21 protein-coding genes are annotated in these 18,534 nt (G+C 41.8%); all 21 read right to left on the minus strand.

All coding sequences use genetic code 11. The features are described from left to right. Nucleotides 1–213: 213 nt before the first annotated feature. Nucleotides 214–774: an RNA 2'-phosphotransferase gene (locus tag V7D18_RS22010; RefSeq protein WP_426157545.1), complete on the minus strand. Its 561-nt coding sequence runs from the start codon at nucleotides 772–774 to the stop codon at nucleotides 214–216. Nucleotides 775–785: 11 nt separating this feature from the next. Continuing rightward, nucleotides 786–1,136, minus strand: coding sequence for a hypothetical protein (locus tag V7D18_RS22015; RefSeq protein WP_426157547.1), 351 nt, complete (start codon nucleotides 1,134–1,136; stop codon nucleotides 786–788). A gap of 13 nt (nucleotides 1,137–1,149) precedes the next feature. After that, a complete protein-coding gene (locus V7D18_RS22020) occupies nucleotides 1,150–2,433 on the minus strand; it encodes a PAAR-like protein (protein ID WP_426157548.1) in 1,284 nt (427 codons plus the stop codon). A 67-nt stretch (nucleotides 2,434–2,500) separates the two neighbouring features. After that, nucleotides 2,501–3,022 carry a hypothetical protein gene (locus V7D18_RS22025; protein ID WP_426157550.1) on the minus strand — a complete coding sequence of 174 codons (522 nt, stop codon included), beginning with the start codon at nucleotides 3,020–3,022 and terminating at the stop codon, nucleotides 2,501–2,503. Between the two features lie 2 nt (nucleotides 3,023–3,024). Continuing rightward, nucleotides 3,025–3,621 (minus strand): hypothetical protein, encoded by a 597-nt coding sequence (locus V7D18_RS22030; protein ID WP_426157551.1) that lies wholly within the window; start codon nucleotides 3,619–3,621, stop codon nucleotides 3,025–3,027. Further along, on the minus strand, nucleotides 3,621–5,018 hold the full coding sequence (locus tag V7D18_RS22035) for a contractile injection system protein, VgrG/Pvc8 family (RefSeq protein ID WP_426157553.1): 1,398 nt from the start codon (nucleotides 5,016–5,018) through the stop codon (nucleotides 3,621–3,623). Before V7D18_RS22035 ends, V7D18_RS22030 begins: the two co-directional genes overlap by 1 nt. Further along, nucleotides 5,005–5,622 (minus strand): hypothetical protein, encoded by a 618-nt coding sequence (locus V7D18_RS22040; RefSeq protein ID WP_426157555.1) that lies wholly within the window; start codon nucleotides 5,620–5,622, stop codon nucleotides 5,005–5,007. The genes V7D18_RS22035 and V7D18_RS22040 overlap by 14 nt, the downstream gene beginning before the upstream one ends. After that, complete coding sequence (locus V7D18_RS22045; RefSeq protein WP_426157557.1) at nucleotides 5,619–6,167, minus strand: hypothetical protein; 549 nt, start codon at nucleotides 6,165–6,167, stop codon at nucleotides 5,619–5,621. Before V7D18_RS22045 ends, V7D18_RS22040 begins: the two co-directional genes overlap by 4 nt. Continuing rightward, entirely contained in the window at nucleotides 6,148–6,393 is a 246-nt protein-coding gene (locus V7D18_RS22050; protein ID WP_426157558.1) for a hypothetical protein, read from the minus strand. Before V7D18_RS22050 ends, V7D18_RS22045 begins: the two co-directional genes overlap by 20 nt. 2 nt (nucleotides 6,394–6,395) lie before the next feature. Then, nucleotides 6,396–8,054 carry a contractile injection system protein, VgrG/Pvc8 family gene (locus V7D18_RS22055; protein WP_426157560.1) on the minus strand — a complete coding sequence of 553 codons (1,659 nt, stop codon included), beginning with the start codon at nucleotides 8,052–8,054 and terminating at the stop codon, nucleotides 6,396–6,398. A 26-nt stretch (nucleotides 8,055–8,080) separates the two neighbouring features. Continuing rightward, complete coding sequence (locus V7D18_RS22060; RefSeq protein WP_426157562.1) at nucleotides 8,081–8,857, minus strand: hypothetical protein; 777 nt, start codon at nucleotides 8,855–8,857, stop codon at nucleotides 8,081–8,083. 14 nt (nucleotides 8,858–8,871) lie between these two features. Further along, nucleotides 8,872–9,567 carry a hypothetical protein gene (locus V7D18_RS22065; protein ID WP_426157564.1) on the minus strand — a complete coding sequence of 232 codons (696 nt, stop codon included), beginning with the start codon at nucleotides 9,565–9,567 and terminating at the stop codon, nucleotides 8,872–8,874. Next, nucleotides 9,564–10,853 carry a hypothetical protein gene (locus V7D18_RS22070; protein ID WP_426157566.1) on the minus strand — a complete coding sequence of 430 codons (1,290 nt, stop codon included), beginning with the start codon at nucleotides 10,851–10,853 and terminating at the stop codon, nucleotides 9,564–9,566. The genes V7D18_RS22065 and V7D18_RS22070 overlap by 4 nt, the downstream gene beginning before the upstream one ends. A 51-nt stretch (nucleotides 10,854–10,904) precedes the next feature. After that, nucleotides 10,905–13,376 (minus strand): hypothetical protein, encoded by a 2,472-nt coding sequence (locus V7D18_RS22075; RefSeq protein ID WP_426157568.1) that lies wholly within the window; start codon nucleotides 13,374–13,376, stop codon nucleotides 10,905–10,907. A 15-nt stretch (nucleotides 13,377–13,391) separates the two neighbouring features. Then, nucleotides 13,392–15,167, minus strand: a complete 1,776-nt coding sequence (locus V7D18_RS22080; RefSeq protein WP_426157569.1) for a PP2C family protein-serine/threonine phosphatase — start codon at nucleotides 15,165–15,167, stop codon at nucleotides 13,392–13,394. Beyond that, the gene (locus V7D18_RS22085; protein WP_426157571.1) at nucleotides 15,154–16,014 is read right to left on the minus strand and encodes a PP2C family protein-serine/threonine phosphatase; all 861 of its coding nucleotides are present in this window, start codon (nucleotides 16,012–16,014) and stop codon (nucleotides 15,154–15,156) included. Before V7D18_RS22085 ends, V7D18_RS22080 begins: the two co-directional genes overlap by 14 nt. Continuing rightward, on the minus strand, nucleotides 16,011–16,508 hold the full coding sequence (locus V7D18_RS22090; RefSeq protein ID WP_426157572.1) for an FHA domain-containing protein: 498 nt from the start codon (nucleotides 16,506–16,508) through the stop codon (nucleotides 16,011–16,013). The genes V7D18_RS22085 and V7D18_RS22090 overlap by 4 nt, the downstream gene beginning before the upstream one ends. 23 nt (nucleotides 16,509–16,531) lie before the next feature. After that, nucleotides 16,532–17,086 (minus strand): FHA domain-containing protein, encoded by a 555-nt coding sequence (locus tag V7D18_RS22095; RefSeq protein WP_426157574.1) that lies wholly within the window; start codon nucleotides 17,084–17,086, stop codon nucleotides 16,532–16,534. Between the two features lie 19 nt (nucleotides 17,087–17,105). After that, nucleotides 17,106–17,540, minus strand: coding sequence for a J domain-containing protein (locus V7D18_RS22100; RefSeq protein WP_426157575.1), 435 nt, complete (start codon nucleotides 17,538–17,540; stop codon nucleotides 17,106–17,108). Nucleotides 17,541–17,588: 48 nt separating this feature from the next. Beyond that, complete coding sequence (locus tag V7D18_RS22105) at nucleotides 17,589–18,014, minus strand: membrane-associated protease 1 (protein WP_426157577.1); 426 nt, start codon at nucleotides 18,012–18,014, stop codon at nucleotides 17,589–17,591. Nucleotides 18,015–18,048: 34 nt separating this feature from the next. Beyond that, a complete protein-coding gene (locus tag V7D18_RS22110) occupies nucleotides 18,049–18,477 on the minus strand; it encodes a membrane-associated protease 1 (RefSeq protein ID WP_314458922.1) in 429 nt (142 codons plus the stop codon). Nucleotides 18,478–18,534 lie beyond the last annotated feature (57 nt).

An 18,534-nucleotide genomic window follows, 5' to 3' on the forward strand; every position in this document is an offset into this window, starting at 1 on the left:
CAGGTGCACCTTACGGTGCTCCTGGCGATTCACAGCAGACGGCAATGCCGACTGCATAAGGATTTTTAGACGAAGTGATGGTTTTTTTCAGGTGGCTGTAAATTGGACAAGAGACACCTGCTAGGTGGCTGTAACTGCTATGATAGCAACTAAATTCAAGGCTTTTTAAGGTGTCTGTGTAGGTACACCTCATAAAATATCACCAGATACAAATTATAAATTGGAAACTTTATTGCTATTTTCTAAAACGTACTTGTAAGGTACCATATCTGCTAACCATACCTTTTCATTACCATAATAAAACTTTATTCCATCATTCCAAGCCTTTAAGGAATCAATTATTAAAATACATGGCTTATTATCATGCCTTTTCCCTACAGTCTCAGCCGTTTCGATGTCTTGTGATAAATGGACATACTGCCTACTTTGGGGTAGTAAACCATTTCCCTTAATAGAATTTAGAAATCTTCTTGCTGTTCCATGGTATAAAAATTCTGGGGGCATCTTTTCTTCTTTAATAATTTTCATAGGTATAGAATGTCCATAAAACGCTTTGATTTTACCATCATAAATTTCATGTCTCTTCTTTTCTGATATTTGAATCATTTCCATTAAATCTTTCTCAGTAAGATGTTCCCATTTTGAAGTTAGGTGTAAAGAAGATAATAATTGCTCTAGTGGTACACCACCGTTTTCATCCATCTCCAGTTCATACTCCCATGGTGCATGACGTAAAGCATAAGATACTTCCTTACTTAATTCAGAATAATTCATGTTTCACTTCCTTACTCTATTCCAATGAGTTCTTTTATAGCGCTAATAAACCACGACCAGAAGTCATCAAATTCTTGCCTTCTTTCAAATCCTTCAGTCGCATAATCGTGAACAATAAATACTTTTTCGCCAAAATCTATTTCAAAACATGCAATATCATCGCTATCGTATCTTCCGGCAAAAGGAACCAGATTTCTATTGGGGTATCTTTTAATTAGTTCATCCCTTCGATCCACCAATTGCTCAAAGCTCATTAAAAACCAGTTGTCAAAATCAAGTAATTTAAGTTCAACAACCTTTAGATATGCATCAGGGTATTTATAACCAAGTAAATTCTCATATTCTTTTAATTTTTCTAACATTTTTAATACTCCTTTAATTTTTCATTTTAGGCATATCAAATGAGCCCGATGGGTAATTTCCTCTAAATGCTGAATTTTGTTTAAGTATTCTTAAGTTTGTAGCTTCACCCCATGTAGATGGGACTCCCTTTGGAGTTGTAAAACGGTTGACAAAATTACTTGGCAATGGATCGTTATAACTATGTACGTTAGCCTGAACATTAATTCCAGCTTCTCTTGCTGCTGCAACCCTTGTATTATCAATAGTGGTATAGCTTCCATCAGGCATTTTAACTACATCAATTGGATCTCCAACCCAGCCATCTTTCTTCATGCTTGTAATAATATCATCTGCACCATTTACAGAACTCTGGCTAAATCTAATTTCATTTGGGTTAATGCTCTTCCCCGTCCCCTTAGTACAAGCCCCCCCATTGTTCTTCTCCTTAACTACAGGTTCATTACTCTTGCTCTGGTTATTCCCAGTGCTACCCATCGCACTGTAATACATCATCGTTCCATAAGCAAAATTAGTTACTCCTTCTGCTGCCACGCTCAAAAACAGTTTGTTTTCTTCCTGCCATTTATAAAAAGGTTTTGTTTCTATCAGCTCTTTTGTTTCTTTACAATCCTTTCTTAACAGCTTTATCATTTCCGCATTTATTACGTGCGCATCCAAGTCCGCGTTTGCATCCATTTTATTTTTAGTTGCGGAATTTTCTATCCCGTTTAATAAACTTTCCATTGCTCCCGTATCGCAATACGGCATCAGACGCCCCAGAGCACCCTTAATATACTCCCCTTCAAGGTTATTTTTATCATACAGGGTGTAAAGCTCAATCTTCCCCCCATTCTTAATCATCCGGTCCTCTATGAACTGGAGCGCCAATTCATACTTTCCTTCATTCAAATATAAACTTCCATAAGGATTATCCAGTATCTCCCGCAGTCCTGGGTATTTATCATCCATCTCCTGCATTAGTATAATCTGCTTTGCAAAAATTCCATCCTGCCCTGAGTTAATAATTTTAAATTCCATCCCGGATGCTCTACAGGAAAGTAAAGATTTCGTTGTTATAATTTCCTTCCCATTTATCTTTTCACCCTGCGGTTCCGGGTTCTCCCATTTTTCATCCAAAACCATTGATTTCTCACAAGGGCCTCCCGCATAACAGTCTCCAAATGACCCAATATTATGCAATGCCTTACAGTCCTCCACACATGCTTTCGGAAGGTTATTGACATCAATACCGACTGAATCCACATATAAATAACTGTCTTGTGAACCATACGGGCAGCGTAGCTTTGCCCCTAACACCAACGGCTCCGGTGGTCCTTTCTCTTTCCCAAACAACCAGGAAAACCAACCCATACGTTTTCTCCTTTCATTTTACCACAATTTCCTCTATTCTCATACCCGTAACTTCTCTTCGGCAGGCACTTTCTACGAATTTCAAGTCTGCCACAATGTATCGTCCTTTTATGCCGCCAAGTCTGAAAATAGAATGTGTTTGTATTTTCTCTTTTTTCAAAACCCCTTTAATGATTACACTTCCATCTCTGCTTATTTCACTTTTTTCATCCAGACAATCCAGTTGCGGTAAATTAGGAATCTGGTAAAAAGCACTTCTCCTGTTTTCCTTATCATTTAATGTTGCATATTTGAATTGGATTTCCGGACTATATACTCTAATTAACGCTGCAAATTCCTTTGAAACCATGAAACAGGGGTGACAAATCAGGTCCATAAATGATATCTCCCTGTTCAATTCTATTTGAAAATGATTCTGTCTGGAAAGCTCCTCGTATATCTGACTATCCGTTCTGCCCGGTCTCATTTGAGTATACCAGTCCATGAATCGTGGCTGTGGGTTCTTTTTATCAGCATATATCATGAAATATCTCATATTTACTCCTCTCCTAACTGAAAGAGAACGTCCGCTTCTCCCATATACTCCCCAAACAGAATACTCACAAAACTCTCTAATCTGTCTTGCTGCGGAAGAAAATTGCGCTCTGGCAATGCTTCCTCCAGCATTGCCAGTAAGAAAGCTTTGGTAACTCCATGATAATACGGTGCATAAGCATAGCGTATAAAATCTGCTTCATATTCATGGATTCTGGGGAAATTTTTGCCCAATTCTTTCCTGATAGCTTCCACATCTTCCTCAAAAAGCTGATATATGTCTCTGGCATCCCAGTAAGACACAGCCTGAGAAGAATCGCTGTAAAATGCATGATCCATCAAATCGATCCTGATAAGATAGCGCTGGAGAAAAATACTGCTATACAAATGAGAAAAGAGAATATATCTCACCTTTCCCTTTTTCTTCTGGTCTTGAAGAATTGTGGTCTGCTCTACTGCTGTTTTGAAAGCTTCCAGAAATGTATGTACGATTTCCTTACTATGTTTTTCACAGTGTAGTGTAATACTCCTGCTGCTTTTTGAAAATTGTTCAGGCAGGATATATTCCATGGCTGTCATAAATTCTTCTTTTCGATCCATTATTGTATCCTTATCTTTCCGCCGGTGAATGTAATATCCTTATCTATTGATAACCCCGATCCGCCCTGCTTGATATTAACTTGTGTTTTTCCTGCTATGACAAGAGAGGCATCCTCACTGGAAATAGTCATGTTGCCTCCGGAAGATATGGATATATCCTTGCTGCTTTTTATCTGTACCCCCTCCCCATCTTTTATCCTGATTGACATTCCTTTGTTGTTAGTAAGTTCCACACTGTCAGGTGTAAACAATAATTCCTTTCCATATTTAGTCTTAAAAGACTTATGATCCGGATTCTTCCTGTCATTGCCCGTCTCCATATGTACAGAGCTGATGACATAACCATGCTCTTCGATCTGATCTGGTATCTGCAGGCGTACACAATCTCCCGGTTCCGGCATGCAGTACCAGCCTGCGCCATCAGGGGAAGAGTATCCAGTGGAATAAGGGAACCATTTCGCTATATTCTGACTGGCATTTTCGTCCCCTGCCAGTTCTATCTTTACCATATCACGAGTGACTTCTCTGACTGATGCCTGAAAAGAGCAGCCTGACTGATAATTGTTTGACTGTAACATTACACGCATGCCATTGATAGGACGCAAGGTATAAGTATGTGTTAACTCCTCGTGTAAATATTTACTTTCAATTTTACAGACATACCCGCCTTCGTTCCCCAGCATAAGCCTGTCCCATAAATCATAAACATCCCTTGTAGTAATGCGGTATTCCATGTAATCCTGTTCCATAAATGAATTAGAACTGCCTCCTCCACAAGTCATATAACTGTCGACACGTTTGCTGACACTAAAGTTGGCAGATTCAGGCATGGTGTACGTAGAATAATTAGCATCACCTACAAAGTAATAAGCTCCCTCTCTGGTAATCGCAGGTGTTACAGCCATACCAAAACGGCTGGCAATCCTCCTGATAAACTCCCAGTCAGTCTCGTTGTATTGCAATAAAAAGTCTATGGTGGAGGAATCCAGAACTCCCTTCACTTTTACATCAGCTTCACCATAAGTCTGATTTATGGTTCTTAACACATCCAGATAGGTTAAACCGGTATCCTGAAAAGAACGATAATGCTTGTTCCCATCCATTAGATAAGTACCGCTTTTTAGTGTCAGGGTAAGCATGGTAGCATGAGGCTGTGGTTCCAGAGAAAAACCCGCAATCATTCCTGTCATAAGGTTCTGGGTACCCCCTTCTTCATCCTCTCCGGTAATATTCACCCACATGCGTTCCAGTAATTTACCTTTGTAAGCTTCCACATCCTTATCACGTATATATCCGCTTACAAACGCAGTTGCATGTTCCCCCACTTCCCGGTCTATCTCCAGGCTCTCCAGTGTCAGGAACTCAAATTGAGAAATATGTATTTTATCTGCTTTCATTTTTCAATTCTCCTTTTCCTGTGATTTCTATATACTCCAGCGATTTCAACACGGATTCTCTCCAATCATCATAAAAACACATCCTGCAGTTAAATGTTCCCGCCAACAAATATTCCTCCGTACTAACCAGAAACTGCAGATTATATGTTTCATCATCCAGTGTAAAGTTCTTGTATTCAAACCACCTGCCATCGGCTCTCGCTGAATCAATACTCCCCTTGCCGTAAATTACAGTCTCCGGTGTATGAAGCTTAACCGTATCCTGCATTTGGTCTATGAGTTCATCCAGATTGGCATACTCTTGAATATCCCCGCGCCTTAGAAGATGAAAACCGAAATTATCATCATAATATTCATTTGTAAGCAATACCGGCGGACGGTTGCTGCTTATATATCTGACTTTTGCAATCATCTCGGGCATTTCTGTGAAATTTTTAGGTATTAGTGCATTTACTTTTCCGTCAAACATAGGAAAAGGTACAAATCGTATCCCTTTTCCCCGAATTGGAATTTCATCTGTGAGCAACTCATATGAACTGGTTCTTTTCTTAATGAAGTTCTGTAAACTGATAATTTTTTCATCCACATAAGTACCTTTTTTCATATACCCCCTCCATTATTTTTTCCAACTGTCTGCAACAAACTTTGACTACTCCTCGCAAAAGACGGCTTTCTTTCAGGAACTTCCAATGAATCCATAATCTGTAACAATTGCTTTATCCCTTCCTCATCCTCAATAAAACAGCCCATTGTACCAAGCATCATGCACTCATCTACAGAAAAAATATACATAAAGTTTTTAAGTTCTCCTTCTTTTATAATGCTTCGGAAAGAAAACCAGCCGTATGCCCCCTCTTTCCTCCATACGAACCGTGGATCGGTCAGCAGGCATGAAGGATACAGTCCCACGACTGCTGCAGTAATGTTTTTTATTACATATTCCACCTGGTTTGCTGCCAGCTTCTGCTCTTTCAAAAGAGAAAAAGTACAAAACCGGTGTGCCTCCCCATCCTCCAAAATAATCTGAGGTCTCTGTTCATAAGGGTACATTAATTCTGCTCTGTTAGTTTGCATATCTTGAAAAGACTGCGGAATCTGTACCGCCAGTCTTCCGTCAAAAAAAAGAGTTTTATCTTGGACGTACTCCATTTGCCTCCCCCGTTTCTAATTTCAAACTATGCAGCTGCTCCTTTATCTCCTTCCTGCACGAATCAAACGAAAATCGAACCGATTGGCAGATATCCCCACTATGTCCTGTAACCAGCTGCTCCATCTGCTCCTGAACTCCGCTTTTAACCTGCCAGACAGGAATCTGGTTGATCTTATCAATTAACGGACTTTTTCCTACTGCTCCATTTATAACGGAATACGACATACTTAATCTCCTTTCATTCTCCCTGATATAGGCCGAAATCCTGCTGCGATCTGGGACAGCCGGTCCTGCTCTGTACTTTGTGGTATCGCCGAGATGATATTTACGATTGATGGCCCAAACTCATAGCTATCTGAACTGTCCTCTGACAATTCCTTCATCTTAAGCTGTATCTTCTCTTTCTCTTTTTTCATCCTCTCTTCTGTCCGTTTATCCATCTTCTGTTGATTGCCTAAACTGGAACCGGGACCTGCAGTACCCTCACTTGAACCACTAAGATTTTTTAAAATAGTACTTTCTCCCATACAATCAAGATTATGGCAGATGTTAACCACTGCCGGATTTCCCAACCGTCTTTTAACAACTGTAACCTCAGTGGGTGCCATCAGTTCAATCTTTTTTCCGCGCAGCACAACCTTCCCCTTTGCCTGAAATAATAATTCTCCGTTGCTGCGAATGATATTACCAACACCATCCTGCATGGATATCTCCGACTTCCCGTTATCAGCGGATAATTCCATATCCGACGGTCTAAGTGCCATCTTTTTCTTAGCCGCTGTAATAAACCAGCGGTTATTCGGATCCAGTGTCTCCGCGCCTTCCTGCCCATTCTCACGGATGCAGCTCACCCCAAATGCTTCCTGCTCATCTCCCCTTGGAATCTGAAGACGAACTCTGCTTCCTGTTTCCGGCATACAGTATAGTAAATTTCCATACTCCGGAAACCATGGATAAAAAAATGCTTTGCCTGCATCCTGCTCCTTATCAATATCCAGGTGGATTTTGATCTTCTCATCCCTGCGCTCCAGTACTGTTCCGGTCAATGAAACACCTTTTATACAGGGATTATTAATTGTTGGATACATTCCGTGATTCATTCCGGATAACTTGTATGTACAGCACAAAAGACCCTTCCGCAGATTCATCTCTACATAATATGTCCACATAATTCCGTTTCTGTAGCTGACGCATTGTCCCAGATGCAGGACCTGATAAGATTCCACTTCGTAATAACAGGCTTCTCTGGTTCTCCAGTCCAGCGCTTTTGCATCATCCGCCTCCATACACCATCGTTCACTTAAAGCATCTAATTTCAGAGCATCACTTTCTTTTTGCAATCCCAGGTATACCCCTCTTCCATCATAATCATCTGCTGCAATTAATGGAGTATGAAGGTGCGTTGATAATCTTAATATAAATTCCCAATCAGTTTCCTCAAACTGAATAAAAGGTTTAGTAATTGCTTTATCTGATGCAGAGGATATCACAGTAAAAGATTTTTCCTCAGCTATATTTTGAACCAATTGCAAAACAGACTTATTACAATCCTGAAATGATCTGCTCTTTTTTTCCAGATCCATGAGCCACGACAATGAGTAGGAAGTAAGATAAAGAATCTCATGAAATGATTCCTTTTCTACACGGACCTTACTGATTACGCCTGAAAATAGCAGAACCTCTTTTTGATTTTTTATACTATATATCTTTAAAGGCTGGCTATTCATTTCTTCACCGGATACTGAAAAACTCCCCGGCTCTAACTCCGCCGTTACTATAGCCATAGCATGGGTACCAATGCTTTCTTTTATGGAAAGTTCCAATATACGTTTTATTTTAATGTTACATCTAATTTTTAAATCACCATATGTAATATGCTCCGCCATACATTTACTCCTTGTTTTTCCTGTGTTTAAATGAGCAGCATCCCCCTGTTTCCATGATTTCCTGTTCTTCTCTTAAACTCACCTTTTCCATTATCTTTCAGTATCTCCAGCAGCCCCCGGTAGATGGCTCCGTTTCCATTCCCGTTAAAATCCTCCCCATGTCTGGCTGAAAGGTATTCTTCCATACAGGGAACTGATACTACTCCGTTATTCGATAAGGCAGCCATGGAAAAGCCGGCATCCAGGGGGTCAGTTACTCCGCCTCTTATTAACTCTCTGGCAAACTGGCTGACGAGCCTGGGATTTAACGTGCTTCCTCCCGCTGCGGCATAGGGCTGATAAATCAGATTGATGGTATCGTATTCCGTAGAATAATCGGAAAAACTCTCATAGGTGCTGCGGAGTCTGGCACCGTTTTGCAGCCGGAACCTGCATAATTCCAGTTCGGTCGCACCATCCGCTTTTTTCTCTTCCAGTACAATCCTGGTGTTCCCGATAATTCTGCCCATTTCCCTTGCTTCTGTAAGAAACTGCACTTTTAAATACCGCATTCTGTCTTCTGCCTTGCAGTCCATTACAAAGGGTTCCGTCAACATATACAGTTTTTCATTGTGATAAATGATCCCCGGAGAAATGGTCAGCACCCCATTATCCCAGGTGAAGCTGCAGCCATTTACAATACCATTGCCAAATCCCTGAAATGACAGGTCAAATAAGTTCTTCGGGTAATCCCTTAACTGGTCCAGCATCTCTACTCTGAGAAGCCGCTTTTTCTCAAATTGAGGATAAACATATTGAAACATCTCACCGCCTCCTGTCAGCACATAATAATTTCATCTATTTCCATTGTCTCTTCAATTGCCATAATTCCAAAATGGTGTTCGTAGTAAATCTCCACGTGATAAGGCAGCTCCACAAACATATTGACCAGAAAACCCATTTTTCCTTCTAATGTCTTATCCATCCTTCTGCCGATAAACACCAGTATTTCATATGAATTCTGGTTGCTGTGATACACGATGTTGTCAGGAATCAGTTCCTCCATCATATCCTTAAACATATCCAGGGAGCTGCCGGTTTCATACTGCTTTAACATACCGCTTAGGATAAATTCCCGTTCATCCCGGGTGAAAAGTCCTATGGCATTTCTGGATGATTCTCCAAATGCACACTCTTCCAGATCCCGGTAAAGGAGCTTTTTATGATACTCCTCCTTTGTCATACCTGACAAAGCATCATTTTGGGCAAGGAGGTGGAAAATTAAATGAAACAGATTATCACGGAGCATGGGATAATCCTTAAGATCCGGCTGGTAAAAGTCCTTGAAAATGTTGTAGAAGCGGTAGTACGGGTTTACTTCAATTACTTCCCCTTCTTTCATCTCTTCCTGGTTTAAGCATGGGATGGATAATTCCATATAGGAGCTGAATCTTTGAGGCATTTTAAAACGTACGGTAGATTCCGTCACGCCCTGCTTTCTCAGCTGAAGCATTGCTTCCCACAAATAATTCATATAAGCTTTCCTCCGCATTCATATTCCGGATACAATTCCTGAACCTCTGAGGTAATAAAGCTTGCTAAATCCCGCAAAAGCCACTTTTCTCTCCCTCTCGCTTTAAAGTAAATAACCAGCCTCTTTTTCCCGGATCTGTCCCGGATCTCATCCTCCATAAAAAAATTCATGGGATAAGTCTCCAGGTTCTCCTGATTTTGTTCCAGAAGAGCACAGTCCTTATATTCGATAAACTCCTCCAGACCAAATCCACGGATAAACCGCTCCAGTTCCCCTTTTGTCTTTACCATCTGCCTTGTTTTTTCCTGAAAGCGTTCCGCGAAACCGTCTTTTCTTAGATTTTCCATAACAGGATAGGTATAACGGTCAATTTTCTGGTCGGAACCGCTCCGGATCATGAACACATCCCATTTTTTCGCATTGGCAATCTTTCCTGTTACCAGAAGCTTTTCCCCGCTTTGTCTGACGCTGCGGATTCCGGCTTTTTCTTCCACCAGGTAAGCGTGGTCTGTTCCGTAATCACGAATGGAAATCACATGTTCATAATTTTCATGATCACTGCAGGCTACAGGAAATCCCACGCTTTCCAGCTTTAGATGCCTCACATTCCAGATTGGTATCATATCGTACTGAACAAATTGATTATATTCCCCAAAATCCGCACCAAAGCTGGTAATAACCTCATCGTCACTGATTTCCTCCGGGAGGCTGGTAATACAGATATCCGCCATCTTAAACAGATAAGGAGCATTGATTGTTTTCCAGGGTATGCCATTTTTCATGAACAGGTGATAAAGATGCTCCAATTCCTGCCTGTACCGTCTGCTGGGCTCCAGTGAAATGGAAACCGGGTATTCCTCCCCTGCCTTTAATCTTCCCGTAAAGTTATCCTGGTTTTTTAAGACTTCCTCCACCTCCATGGCGTCGCATCGGAGAAATACGGTTGTGAGACAAAAGCGTCCTTCCTCCTCAAGCTTTTTTCTCACCTCTGAAATCTCAAAAACCTGTGTTTCTAAATCCGATTCGCAAATGGGACTCATTAAGTGGTGGGAATTGTCTAAATATCCCCGTTCCATAATGCCTGTCCGGATCAGATAGCGATTGACATCATAAACCAGGTCATTCATCACCCGTTCCTCTAACATCCGGTACATCTGGACATTTGTCTCATACAGCTCTAAAAAAACCCCTTCCATCAGATTTTTAAATACAATCCGTTCCTCCAGATTGGTGATTGACTGGATTTCTTCCCGGATCATTGCTTTCATCTCTTCTATCTGGTCCATTCGTGCCTGTCCTCCTAACGCTTATTGCCACCCCTGTTTTCTTAATCTGATTTACTTCCTCCCATCAAAGAAGTTCTCTTCCCAGGTATCATCCTCAAAATCAAAGAAAGTCTCTTTTCCTTTATAAAGCACCTCATTTTCCCGCAGCACCGGAAGTACAATAAATCCCCATCTTTTTCTGGATACCCATACGAAAAATTTCATCTCACCTTCCAGAATGGTATCTGTTTCCTCCTGAATGACACTTCCTGCATACTGACTGTCAATTTCTTCCTGTGTTGTCTGGTCAAAGGAGGCTGTATCATACTGAAAATAACAGGTCTTTAAATGTTTTCCCTTTTCATCATTTAAATAAAGATCCAGCTGTTTTCCTACCATAAAACGGGAGATGCATCCGATATGTTCTTCCGGATCCAGACTTCGAATCAGAATCTTTTCCTGATTTTCATGGGTATAAGCCATGATTTCATAAGGAAGTGTCCGTACCTCATAATTCTGGTTCACCTTCATATACCCTCTCTTGCAATTCATGAAGTAGGAAAGAGCTCCGTTTAAACAGCACATTTTCAATTCTGTCTCATCGGCTTCTCTCTTGGTATTCTGAATCAGCTTTCCCGGGACATACTGTTTTAAAGCTTCCGTAAAAAGACTTGATTTACAGGACTGTCCCGTAAGCTTTAACATCTCATAGTCCTGAAGTTCCCCCTGTTCAAACTTCTGGTCCAGAAAACGTTCCATAACATGATAAATATCCGGTCTTAAAATCCTCTCAATCTCATTTAAGTACAGAGAAAAGGAGATTTCCCTGTCAACATGAACCAGACGTCCGTCTGCAAATACAGAGAGCTTCCATTTATCCAGAAACATCTGGCTCTTTTCCTCGTTTCGCGTGGTGCTGATCAAAAGCTCATATTGAAATCTGGCCTGAAAAAATGATTTTTTTACCTCTTCCGCAAGCTGAAACAAATAGTAATAATTATTTTTTACACGGAAATAAGATTCTCTGTCCCGTTCTTCATATTCCTTAAAGCAGGTTGGGAGAAATTTTTCCGCCTTCTTATATTGATCGGTTAAGCTCTGAATGCAGTCCCCTTCATTTGTAAGCCCGGGTTCTTCTGCATTTAAATATCCCCATGCCTTTGCAATGCTGATCTTAAGCATCTGCAGGATCCGGTAGGTCAGATTATTCCCTCCAAAATTCGTATCTCCATTTTCATAGCTTGTTTCCAGATCAATGGTATAGGAAACCCGGCTGTTATCAATTAGGAAGCGGCCTGAAGTAAGATCTGTGGTACCGCCTCCGCAATCTATGATCAGCGCATGATATTTACGCCCCTTCTCATAAAGATTCTGGCTGATCATTCCATATATGCTGTGAAAGAGGACTGCCATCCCCTCATCAAGCTCGCAGTTTACGGAATAATCCGGCAAAAGCTCCTTAAACAGCTCCTGGAACTTTTCTTTCTGACGGATTGGAGCAAGAAACTGGATGTTTTGAAAGCTGCATTTAAACTGCTGTTTGGCCAGATCAATTAAATACTCCAAAAATGCCTTCAGCATATCCCGGCGTGGAATTAAATATTTAAAACCACTTTTTAAAATCACGCCCTCCGGCCGGTTTGGATTGCTGATCCACCGTTTCATATCGTAAAAAACAGGAATGTCCTCATCCTGATAATTCTGACTGGCCAGAGTCAGGGCATCAAAGCCGAATACAAACTCCGGTTTTCCATCGCTTTCCCTGACACCAATGACACTCGGTATAATGTTGCCGCCGCCTGCCTTCGCAATCTTAACAGAGCCGTCATTTAAGCAGATCCCCATGGCTGTGTTGGAGCTTCCGAAGTCTATTACCAGCGGAAGTTCTGTCTTTGCCACCTCTTTTATTTCAATGTCTAAAAGCGGGATCCGGATTCCTTCCATATGTCCGGGTATTACAGAATGATTTCCCTGGTAACAGTCATAGAGGAACTCTGAATCCCGCTCATTTGGGAAATACAGAATAAAATACTGATGCTTTTCCAGGGGAAGAATCTCCATGCCCTTCCCCTGGAATAAATAGTAAGTATCTTTTATTTTATTTATATAAAAACAGGTGTAAATGCTGAAGTTTTCATCTATAAGAAGTAAATTTCCCTCATAGAGCAAAACATCAGATTCAACCGTATATCCGTCAAGCTCATTTAACCCCGTTCCCCGGTAGATTGCAATTGTACCGGGTATTCTCACATTCTGACTGGAAGTGATATGTACCAAATTTCTGTCAAAAAATTCCTGGAGACGGGAAAGACCTCCACTGCAGGATGAGGTAATATGCCGATATTCCTTCTGCCCCCGAAACCGCATAATCAACCTTAACAGACCATCCCGGTCCATGGAGTTCCCAGACGGTATAATTAACTTTTCCCTGCGGCATATTTCTCTCAGCTGAAATGTTGTCATATTCTCCAGCCCGCTTTTTTTATAGGTGTTTCTATCCGGTTCCTTTTTCCCCGGGTGCAAGGTATAGGTGTATCGGCTCATGTACATTTCCTCACTTTACTTTTTATCTGTTTTTTTACTGTCAACTCCAGGACCGTAATCTCCTGATGTTTCTTCCTTTGATGCGGCATCACTTTCCAAACTGGCTTTTTCCGCATCTTTTGCTTTGATTCCGGCTTTGGCTGCAGCAATCTTCTGATTTAACCCATCTGCCAGATCTGACAGCTCAAGGCGCACATAAATTGCCTGCGCAGTCTGATAATAAGTGATTGCGCTTTCATACTTTCCTTCGCCCAAAAGCTCATTCCCCTTATTTTCCAGATCAATGGCATTCTTCTGGTCATTTAACTTCTGCTGATTCTCCAGTTCCCGCTGTTCATCCTCTTCCTTTTTTGCCTTTTCTTCGTCCGCCTTCACAGACTCGTCTTCTGCTTCTTTCGCAGCTTTGCTCTCTTCTTTGGCTGCGGCCTGGGCAGATTCCGTTTTCTGGCTGTCCTTATCCATCTTCTCTTCCAAAGCCGCCTGTTTTGCCATCGCCTCTTCTTTTCCTGCTGAAAAATAAAGGGAGGCTGCCTTGTCTCTGGCCTCACGGTAAGCCTTTAATGCGCCTTCCAATTCGCCATAGCCCTCTTTTTGCTGCCCAGACTCGATTAAATCAAATACACTGATATAATCTCTGGTTTGTTTTAACTGGCTCTCTATGTATTGTTTCCCCACATTTCCTGCTTCTGCAGATAAATCTTTTGCCTTTAAATAGAGATCCTGGGCTTTCTGATACGTTTCCCCTTTCATCGCATCATCAGCCAGAAGAATCTGATCCGCCAGCCTTTTATATAAATCTGCTTCTTTTGATTCCTTTTTCTTCTTTAAGCCGTCAGCCAGCTTCTTTGCTTCTTTGTAATCCTCAGATGCTTTTAAATAGTTGTCATACCGTAAATACTCCTCGCCGCTTTCCATGTGGATTTTAAGACTCTCTTCCTTACGCTCTATGCTTCTGTGGCGAAGGAACAGACCCAGGCTGATTCCTCCAACTGCCAGGAGAATAGGAAGTGCAATGAGCAAAACCTTCTTTACTGTAATTTTCTTTGCAGGCGGCTGGTAAACCTTGTCAACAAAAGTCACGGCAAGACTGTAGTTATCCACCTCATCCGTTTCCTGTTTTCCAAGGATTGAATCTTCCGCTTTATCAAGAATTTCACCAGGTTCAGTCGCCTCCTTAACCGCTTCCAAAAACTCTTCCTCGCCGTAATTCTCCCATGCACCTTTGGTAAAAAGAGCAAAGCTGTCTCCGTCTTCCAGACGGATTTTCTTGGAACCGGAAATCTCCGGCTGCCCCCGCTCTCCAAGATAAGAATACAGATTATTCCGTGCTTCATGAGCAGCTGCCTGATCCAGGGTGATCCGCTCCTCACGAAGCAGATTTTCAGTGAGGGACTGATCTGTTGTCTTAACTAAAATACGGGCATTCCTGACCAGATAAAAACGGCTGTTTCCTGCATAAAAAAAGCGAATGTTTCTGTAGTCTGAAACAACCAGAACAACGGAAGCTTTCAGATGCATTCCTCCCCGCTGCTTAAGCAGCTCCTTGTGGGCGAGATTTATGTAGTGCTTTAACTTTCCTTTCTTCATGGAAGGTCCTTCCACAAAGCTGCGGATCACACTTTCAACCACCAGCTTTGCACTGTTGATCTCCAGCTCTCCGTCAAGACTGTCTGCAAGCACGTAGCAGGCAAAGTCATCCATCTCCACATAACCAAAGTAATCTCTGTTTGTCAGCTTATGACCTTCCTCCGAGATATACCGGGTCCGGAATTCCGAGTTAATTCTTCTCATCAGACACCTCCGCTTTTATTAACACTACGCTTCCGTTTTCTTTCTCCACGCCTTTTTTCCGTTCTGCTTCCATAATCAGGCTGTCCGCTTTTTCCTTTAATGTGTAATCTCTTAATAAAATATCTTCCATTTCTGCCCATGACAGAACATCAAAAATCCCCTTGGTCATCATCATGATGATGTCTCCCCGCTTTAAACGTATGGGTTTGTCACAGACTTCAATATCCTTGAATCCATCCATTCCAAGATAATTCCATATCCGGTCCTCCTCCATTGTCCAAATGGTTTCCTGCCTGGATAATGCGCCGTCCTGATAGGCATTTAATGCAAGAACATTAAGAGTCTGTCCTTTGCTTATGGGAATCAGTTCCTGATTTCTGAATAAGGCAATCCTGATATCACCTGCCAGACCGTAATGAAACGTAATTCCATTCACAAAAGCTGCAGCCAGACACGTTCCTCCTCTTCGTTCCCCCAGTGTCTTCTGCACTCTTTGATTTGCTTCGTTAAAGGATGTTTTAAAAAAATACTCAGGATTATGTAAAACCTGATAGGGCTGATAAGCGTCAAGTACGGTATCCATGGCAGTCTGGGCGCATACTTTTCCTGTATTGGCTTTTCCGATTCCATCGGTAAGCACAGCCAGCGTACCTGCACTGCTGGATTCGAATCCAGCCAGATCTGACTGTATTTCCTTATCTCCCATCGTCTGGCTGATCACACACCTGCCAAAAGATTCACACTCATTTTCCTCGTTCCTGTTCATTTCTTCTGCAGACAAAAGAAGTCTGCCTGCGCTGAAAACGAGTAAAGCTGCTCCAAGACCAATCATTATTGTCAGCATCATTTCTGATCATCCCATTCAAAATTTTCTCCGCACAAAGGTACAAATAAGAATCGGCTTTTTCCCAGCTCAATCACATCATATGGTTTTAGTTCTGTGGGAATATAAACCGCTTCTTCATTCAGATAGGCAAGTCCTGCTGCATCTCCAGGCAGGATCACCGTGTTTCTCTTTTTCTGATCGTAAACAATTATGGTGTGATTCTTCCGGTTGATCTCATTGTCTCCCAGAATCTGGATATCCATGTCATCTCCCCTGCCCACAAAATTTTTGCCGCCATGAATTTTATAATCCATTCCGACTCTGGCTCCGGCTATGCATACCAGCCAGCCGCATACCGGGCTGACTTCTTCCTGCAGCAGCTCAACAGCCGGTTCAAAACCAAGGGGTTTCGTATCATCCTTATCTTCCTTTAATTTCATCTGACAGTATGGACAGGTATTTCCATAACGTCTTGCATTAAATACGTGTCCGTTTGGGCATCTTACTAAGCTCATGTTTTACTCTCCAATCTATGTTCTTATGTCAATAAGAGACGGGTATTTGCTATGTAAATAATGTCTCCCGCCGATAGTCTGCACGGCCGGTTTGTTACCTGATAACAGCCGCCGTCTTCCACCTTTTTGATTTTTACACCATTTTGAGAGCCTAAATCCTCCAGATACCAGGAATCCAGGCAAAAATTAAGCACTGCATGCTGAGGATCAATAAATGTGCTGTATTCACAATCTTCCAAATCAACATCAATCTCTTCTTCCTCATTCTTTTTTCCTATAATCAGAGCCTTTTTTCCCGCCAGATCCCAGGATTTTACTGGATTTTCCTTTTCATCCAGAAGCACCAGCTGACTGGCACCAGACATTGTTCCATACTCCGCTGCGCTTTGTCTGATTTTTGTATGGTGGGGAGTCACCAAAACAAGAACATCCGCCAGAGCCAGGATCGAAACTGCTCCAATTGGAATCTGTATCCACATGCCTTTGCGGTTTAAATAAAAGAAACACAGGTTAAACAAAACCGAGCAGATCAATACTGCTAAATCAAGTACAATTTTCTTTTTTTTGATGGATTTCATGCACCTTCGGGCTCCTTCATCATTTTTTTACGCCAAAAAAAGAAGAAAACAAATCATCCGGATTTACCGGTCCAGTGGTTTTTTTTGAGTTTTTACAGGTCTCCTTATAGGTTTCCATTCCCTTACCAGGCTGAAAACCAAAAAAACGTTCAAACTGGCTTAAATCTGGAGCTGGTTTACCCTCTTCATTATTTGAATAACCACGGCTGTTTTTCCCCTGCTCCTGCCTTGTGCTTTCCCGGTTTTCACTGAAGCCAAGATCATACCGCTTCCGCTTTTCTTCATCTCCAAGAACTTCATACGCTTCCTGGATCTCATACATCTTTTTATTTCCCTCCGGATCATCCTTGATTACATCCGGATGGTACTTTTTTGCCAGCTTTCTGTACGCTGCCTTGATCTCTTTTTCTGTTGCCTGTGAGGATACCCCCAGAATCTTATAGTAGTTAAGCATTTTATTTTCCTTACTGAAAAGGGCTGCCAAACGGCAGCCCCCACATGTTTACACGCTGTATCCGCCTTCCACAGCGATTTGCGCCATCTTGTCTTTTTTCTGCTTCACAATCAGCTTAAATGTACCTACACCCTCGGTGTCGCCGTAATCTTCCTTATAGTCAACTACGAATGCGTTGGGGTATGTAAATTTACGAACTACCTGGGAAGCTGCAATTACTTCAATGGTTACTTTCCGGTAGCAGTCAGATTTCTCTGCAGGTACTAAAGACCAGAGTCCCAGCTGTCTTGTTGCATCAAAGGGATCTCCGTCCACTGCTGTTAAAATCTTTCCTGAAATTTCTACAGTGCTTCCAAGATCAGTGGAACGTGCATTGGAGTCGTGGGGAATATCGGTTCTGAATTTCACTCCTGTAATGCTGATTGTTCCTAAATCAATGGTAGATGGTCCTTCTACTTTTAATGTAAATCCCATAATCGGTTCCTTCCTTTCTTTTCCTTTTTTTTAATTATTCTCCGCTGAATCCGCCTTCAAATTTCAAGTTTACCATCTTATCCTTTTTCTGTTTGATAAGAAGCTTGAAAATTCCGGTACCGGTTTCGTCTGTAAAATCCTCTGTGTAGTCCACAACGAAAGCATTGGGTACTGTAATCTGTCTTACCACCTGTGATGCGTTGATCACATCAATCTCAACGTTGCGGTAGCAGTCAGAATTTTCTGCCGGAACAAGAGACCATCTGGCCAGCTTACTGGTATCGTCTGCGGCTTCCCCGCCTACTGCTGCCAGTATCTTTCCTTCAATCAGTACCGTTGAGCCAAGATCAGTTGATCTTGCGTTGGAATCGTGGGGAATATCTGCTCCAAATACCACGTTTGTGATGCTTGTCTCACGCAGTTCCACGGATTCGCTACCTGTGATTTTCATTCTAAGTCCCATAAATTTTCCTCCATTCTTTTTATATATGTTTTTTGTAATCTATAAGCCGGATAAATA

This window comes from Lacrimispora sp. 38-1 (genome assembly GCF_049890855.1).
GTDB lineage: Bacteria > Bacillota > Clostridia > Lachnospirales > Lachnospiraceae > Lacrimispora.